A 5,374-nucleotide genomic window follows, 5' to 3' on the forward strand; every position below is an offset into this window, starting at 1 on the left:
CGGGGATTTAACTACACAACGGGCAAACACGAAAGCGTGCAGATTGTGCCCAACGACTTAACCATAAGCCTGTACCAGCCCAAATCAACGTTAGTAAAGGTTTTGTTTGAGCCAGCCTCTAAACTCGAAGATTCTTTAACCTACGATATTACTTCCTGGGCTATTCCGTATGCGTATGGTTTACAAGCGTATGCTTTGCCGGGCCGCATTGCCCAAACCCGTACCCAGCCAATAGAAATTACCCGCACCAATACCAAACCAGCCGTAGAAAAGCCTTACGCGTACCTGGCCCGCTGGAACAGCGTGCAGGATTTACAATTTTTAAGCGCTTTGCTGAACCACAATATTAAAATCCGGTATTCCGAAAAAGCTTTCCAGACCGACGGTGAAAATTATGCCCCCGGCACTTTAATTATTACCCGCACGGGCAACCAACTATTAGGCGAGGCTTTCGATAACCTGGTAAAAGCCGAAGCCGAAAAAGCTGGTATACAGATTACGCCCACGCCCACGGGTTTTGTGAGCACCGGCGCCGATTTTGGCTCCGGCAGTGTGCGGTACCTGCAAAAACCAAAAGTAGCCTTAATGGCGGGCACCGGTATTAACCCCACGGGCTTTGGCGAGGTGTGGCATTTCTTTGAGCAGCAAATTAAATACCCGGTTACGGTGCTAGAGGCGCAGAATTTTAGCCAGGTGCCTTTACATAATTTTAATGTACTTATTTTACCGGGTGGCAATTATGCCAATATTTTACCCGAAGCTACCCTAAACAAAGTGCGCGATTGGGTTACGGCCGGCGGTAAATTAATTGCGCTGGAAGGTGCCACGGGGTTTCTGGCGGGCAAAAAAGGTTTTGCGCTGGCCCGCAAACCAAACACCGATTCGCTGGAGGCCAAAAAAGATCCCTACAAACTCCTGAAACCGTACAGCGAGAGCGAACGCGCGGCTATTTCGGATGCGGTACAGGGCAGCGTGTACCGGGTAAGTTTGGATAATACGCACCCATTGGCTTTTGGCTACGGACCTACTTACTTTGCCTTAATGCAAGATGTGGTAAATTACCAATTCCTGAAAGAGGGCTGGAATGTAGGAGTACTCAAGAAAGATATTTACACCAGTGGTTTTGTGGGTGTCCGGGCCCGGAAGAAATTACAAGATACCCTTATTTTAGGCCACCAACCCCTGGGACAAGGCCAGGTAATTTATATGGCCGATAACCCTTTGTTCCGGGCGTTTTGGCACAATGGTAGATTACTTTTCGGGAATGCAGTATTTATGGTAGGCAATTAAATAATTGCTTTTTGACGGCTTTAAGTTAGTTTTTTTAATTATTCATATTCTTTTAGTAACAGGAGTTACTTAAGCAAATTTAAGTGGTTTTCTCACCCAAGGAGTTTATTCAATAGAAATGAACTAGTTAATTTGAATGATCTATCCAAGCATCTTTATACTAAGGGGTATAAGCCTGGTTTTAGATGCTTCATCAAGGCTAGGCTTCTATACCTCAATATAAAGTCCGTCGGCTTCTACTTTAACCTCGTAGGTATTTACGGCTTTGGTGCGGTATTTACATTCGGCGCCGTGGGTTAGGCTATAGCGATAACTGTGCCAGGGGCAAATTACTTCGTTTAAATAATTGGTGGTGCCTTTGCTTAATGACTCACCCAAATGCGGACATGCATCGTCGACGGCAAAAAAGCCATTACTGGTATGCGCCAGGCAAATCCGCTGGTTTTGAATAATAATTAACTTGGTTTTAGTAACCGGTACCGCATGGGTGGCGGCTGCCAGCGAATCGAAAAGTTTGTGCCAGGCCATTAAATTTAATTTTCCCCAAATTTAGTTTACGCAAAGGCAATTTACGGCTTTATCTCCATCGGTCACCGCCACTACACTTTTTTAACTTTTAAGCTGTTTAATATTTTGGAAATAGCATGAATGGTTCCCTTGCTGCGTGTTTTCACCAGCAAGTAGTCGGGTAAAAGCTAAAAGATTGGCGGTGATAACACCACCCATGGCAGCGGTACCTACTATTTTTAAAACACGAAAAGAGTTCTTCCTCTTCCGGTATTTCTACCGCAGTCTGATTGGTTTAAAGTCATACGCTATGGTATACCTCTCTGCTGCCGTTATTATTTGTTTACTGTTGGTAGTAGCCGCCGTCGCCAAATGTTATTAAACCGGATTAAATATTTTAACAATATTCTTTTTAGTAATTTGCCCGGGATAATATTTATTCTCTAAAAGCTAAAATTATGAAAAAGATTATACCCCTCATTTTTGTTCTGTTAATGGTTATTACGGTGTTATCTTTTAGTTGTACCCGCATCGATGCCGGCCACGAAGGTATTTTGGTTAAAATGTACGGTTCCGATAAAGGCGTGCAGGACGTATCGCTGGTTACCGGCCGGGTTTTTTATAACCCATTGTCCGAAGATGTTTTTGAGTTTCCTATTTTTATTCAGACCGCCGATTATGAAGCTTTTAATGTAAATGCGAAAGATGGTTCGGTGTTTACCGTAGACCCCACCATTTCGTTTGCCGTTACTCCCGGTAAATCGCCGCATATTTTTTCTAAATACCGCAAAACCATCGACGAGATTACCCGCACCACGCTTTATAATTACGTGAAAGATGCGTTTCGGAACCAGATGAACAAATATTCTACCGACGAACTCATCAGCAACCGTCAGAAATTTGAAGCCGATGTACAAGCTACTTTGGCCACCACCCTCGAAAATGACGGCTTTAAACTGGAGCAACTTACCAGCGGCCTGCAGTACCCCGAAGCTATTGTCCGGGCCATCGATGCCAAAAACAAAGCCGTGCAGGAAGCCATGCAAGTAGAAAACGAATTAAAAGTAGCCGAAGCCCAGGCCAAGAAATTAATCATTCAGGCCGAAGCCGAAAAAAGAGCGAACGAACTAAAACAGCAAGCCCTCACGCCTTTACTCATTCAGCAGCAATTTATTGAGAAATGGGATGGCCGCACGCCACTGTATGGCAATGCCCCGATGATGTTTAAGAATGTGCAGTAAAGTGATTTTAAGCAGTTTGGTTTATCTGCTATCAGAGATTAGCTATTCGAAAAGTGCGTAGAGTGCTGCACAAACTCTACGCACAACTGGAGTAATATATTCGCATGAATCACCTGAGACCCATTTCTGAAATTTAAAAGCTTAAAATCTATAATCATGACTTTTTTAAACAACATATACTTATCGCATACATTAAAAGAAAAGTATATGTTAGACTTCAAAAGTAATGTCTTAACTGAGGTAGATAATTCCTGGAAATTAGATTCAAAACTTACAGATATTTTAATTAAAATAAATAAAAATCCAAATATTCAGTCCCTTTACTCTAAGACCTTTTCACTTGAACAATCATCAAACAATAAACTAAGTTATTTTTATTTCTCCTATACAGAAGATATTGAACTTATAATTTTTCGTAAAACAATCCCAATCCTTTTAATCAAGTATAATAAATTTAATGAACATAACAATCTATACACTTCTATTTTAACATATAAGTTTTGCGAACCAAGCGATAATCTTAATTACGATGGTGAGACCCCGAAAAGTAAAATGGGGTGCCTTACTGATCCTGATTATTTCAGAGTTAATCACATTAGAATTACTTTACAAAGTCATAATCCAGAGATACATGGCAACTTTTGGCAAGATATTAAACAACTATTTTCTACAATTAACTAAAAAGAGTAAATGACCTGTGCCTTTTTGTAGTTGTTCTGTTGACCTAATTTAAAGATGTACTTTCGCCAAAGCTAATCTTAAGGTCTCCACCTGGGCTTGTGCTCCCATTAACCGAAAGAAAGTCTCATTAATTTGTATTAATTAAGCACTTTGAGTGCTGCGCACAACAGGTGCTGGAAATTTTTAGATTCTTAATTATTTTAAGAGAATGAAAAATAAACTTGTTTAGTGTTTTCCTAAATGGGCTAACCGCTGCCCTTGGTGGTGTTATCACCGCCAAGCAAAGGGAAATGTAGTCGTATAAAAGAGGGAATATATGAAGATAAAGGAGGTAAGACAATTCATTCTGAAAAAATCTAATTGTTTACTGCCAGTTAGATTCTTTTAGAATGACGGATTTAGACTGATTCTACTGTATTTAAACATACTCTAATACCAAATCGCATAAACAAGCTTCCATAGCAAAAATCCCAGTAGGTTTTTGCCATTGGTGGTGTTTTCACCGCCAATCAATTAACTTTTGCATAACTAAGCATAATTTTTTAATTGATAAAGTCTGTAAAGGCAAAGACCTTGATTTCGTTCGTTAAAGTAAAGCCAAATTTTACAATCTGTAGATGAAATAATGAACGGGAAAAAGCCATATTTTATCAACTGTTTTCTTCTGACTATTCCAATTATAATTTGGAATATCCTTGTAACGCCCAGATTGCCTAAAGCCTTTCAACCAGAAATTTTTTGGAAAGATATGCCGGCTTTTCTGACTTATGGAGAAAATATATCACGGGCAATACTTTTCTTATTAACATACCTGATGCCACTTCAGGTTTTAACAAAAACACAGAAAAGAGGTCTTGCTATATATATTGCTGGTACGGTATTATACTTTGCTTCTTGGCTGGGCTTAATTTATTTCCCAAATAGTTTATGGAGCAACAGTTTATTAGGTTTTGCTGCGCCCGCTTACACCCCTTTATTATGGTTAACCGGTATTGGGTTAATTGGAAATTCATTTTCTTTAGATATTCCGTATAGCCGGATTTATTTTATCTTAGCAGTATTTATATTTTTAATACTTCATAATTTACACACCATTATTGTGTATTTTAGGAATTATTATTTTTTATAACAACGCTCCTTGGATTGTGCCCACAAATTGAAAGAAAGCCTCTTTGGTAATAGCTAGAGTCTGTAAAGGCAAAGGACTTGATTATGTTTGTAAGGGTAAGGTAAACTCTTACTATTCAAGGATTAGCGTTATAAAGTATTTCATCCATTATTTTCTATAGTTTTGAATAGATAAATTCTGGTTGAATAATTAATACTTGTTTGTCAGCAAGAGTGCTTAAGTAATTTGCTTTACACGCTAATACAGAGATTAGCTTTCCGGAAGGTGCATAGAGCGCGTCGCTAACCCTACGCACAACGGGTGAATATTTTTTAATAACTGGGCGCTTACTCCCTAATTAATCTTAAAATGGTATGAAGAAAAGTTATTCTGGTTTAGCTATACTGGCGACCATTATTTTAATCTTTGGATGCAAATCTTTAAAGCAAACTGCCGCGGTGCCGGAACAATTTAACCGCAAAGCAGCTTTAAAAGTAGTTGGTACCAGTCCAGAAAAAATTGCTGGTTTGGATTCTTTGCTGCAGTC

The 5,374-nt window shown here is 39.5% G+C and carries 4 protein-coding genes and 1 pseudogene; 4 read left to right on the top strand and 1 reads right to left on the bottom strand.

Going from position 1 to position 5,374, the window contains the following annotated elements; genetic code table 11:
* Positions 1-1,290 (top strand): annotated as a pseudogene (locus tag ACO1R6_RS13450) (zinc carboxypeptidase); the annotation flags it as partial.
* Positions 1,291-1,497: 207 nt separating this feature from the next.
* On the opposite strand, the gene ACO1R6_RS13455 reads toward ACO1R6_RS13450, so the two are convergent.
* On the bottom strand, positions 1,498-1,818 hold the full coding sequence (locus tag ACO1R6_RS13455) for a Rieske (2Fe-2S) protein (RefSeq protein ID WP_486265377.1): 321 nt from the start codon (positions 1,816-1,818) through the stop codon (positions 1,498-1,500).
* Positions 1,819-2,255: 437 nt separating this feature from the next.
* Between ACO1R6_RS13455 and ACO1R6_RS13460 the strand changes: the two genes are divergently transcribed.
* The 3 genes from ACO1R6_RS13460 (at position 2,256) to ACO1R6_RS13470 (ending at position 4,848) form a co-directional block, all read left to right on the top strand.
* Complete coding sequence (locus ACO1R6_RS13460; protein ID WP_486265378.1) at positions 2,256-3,038, top strand: SPFH domain-containing protein; 783 nt, start codon at positions 2,256-2,258, stop codon at positions 3,036-3,038.
* Between the two features lie 156 nt (positions 3,039-3,194).
* Positions 3,195-3,719: a hypothetical protein gene (locus tag ACO1R6_RS13465; RefSeq protein WP_486265379.1), complete on the top strand. Its 525-nt coding sequence runs from the start codon at positions 3,195-3,197 to the stop codon at positions 3,717-3,719.
* A 625-nt stretch (positions 3,720-4,344) separates the two neighbouring features.
* Positions 4,345-4,848, top strand: a complete 504-nt coding sequence (locus ACO1R6_RS13470) for a hypothetical protein (RefSeq protein ID WP_486265380.1) — start codon at positions 4,345-4,347, stop codon at positions 4,846-4,848.
* The last annotated feature ends 526 nt before the right edge of the window (positions 4,849-5,374 follow it).

This window comes from Adhaeribacter sp., assembly GCF_057359045.1.

Bases quoted from the DNA above. Each gene is read 5' to 3' on its own strand.
- ACO1R6_RS13470 (WP_486265380.1), top strand. From the start codon at position 4,345: ATGAACGGGAAAAAGCCATATTTTATCAACTGTTTTCTTCTGACTATT.
- ACO1R6_RS13465 (WP_486265379.1), top strand. From the start codon at position 3,195: ATGACTTTTTTAAACAACATATACTTATCGCATACATTAAAAGAAAAG.
- ACO1R6_RS13460 (WP_486265378.1), top strand. From the start codon at position 2,256: ATGAAAAAGATTATACCCCTCATTTTTGTTCTGTTAATGGTTATTACG.
- ACO1R6_RS13455 (WP_486265377.1), bottom strand. From the start codon at position 1,818: ATGGCCTGGCACAAACTTTTCGATTCGCTGGCAGCCGCCACCCATGCG.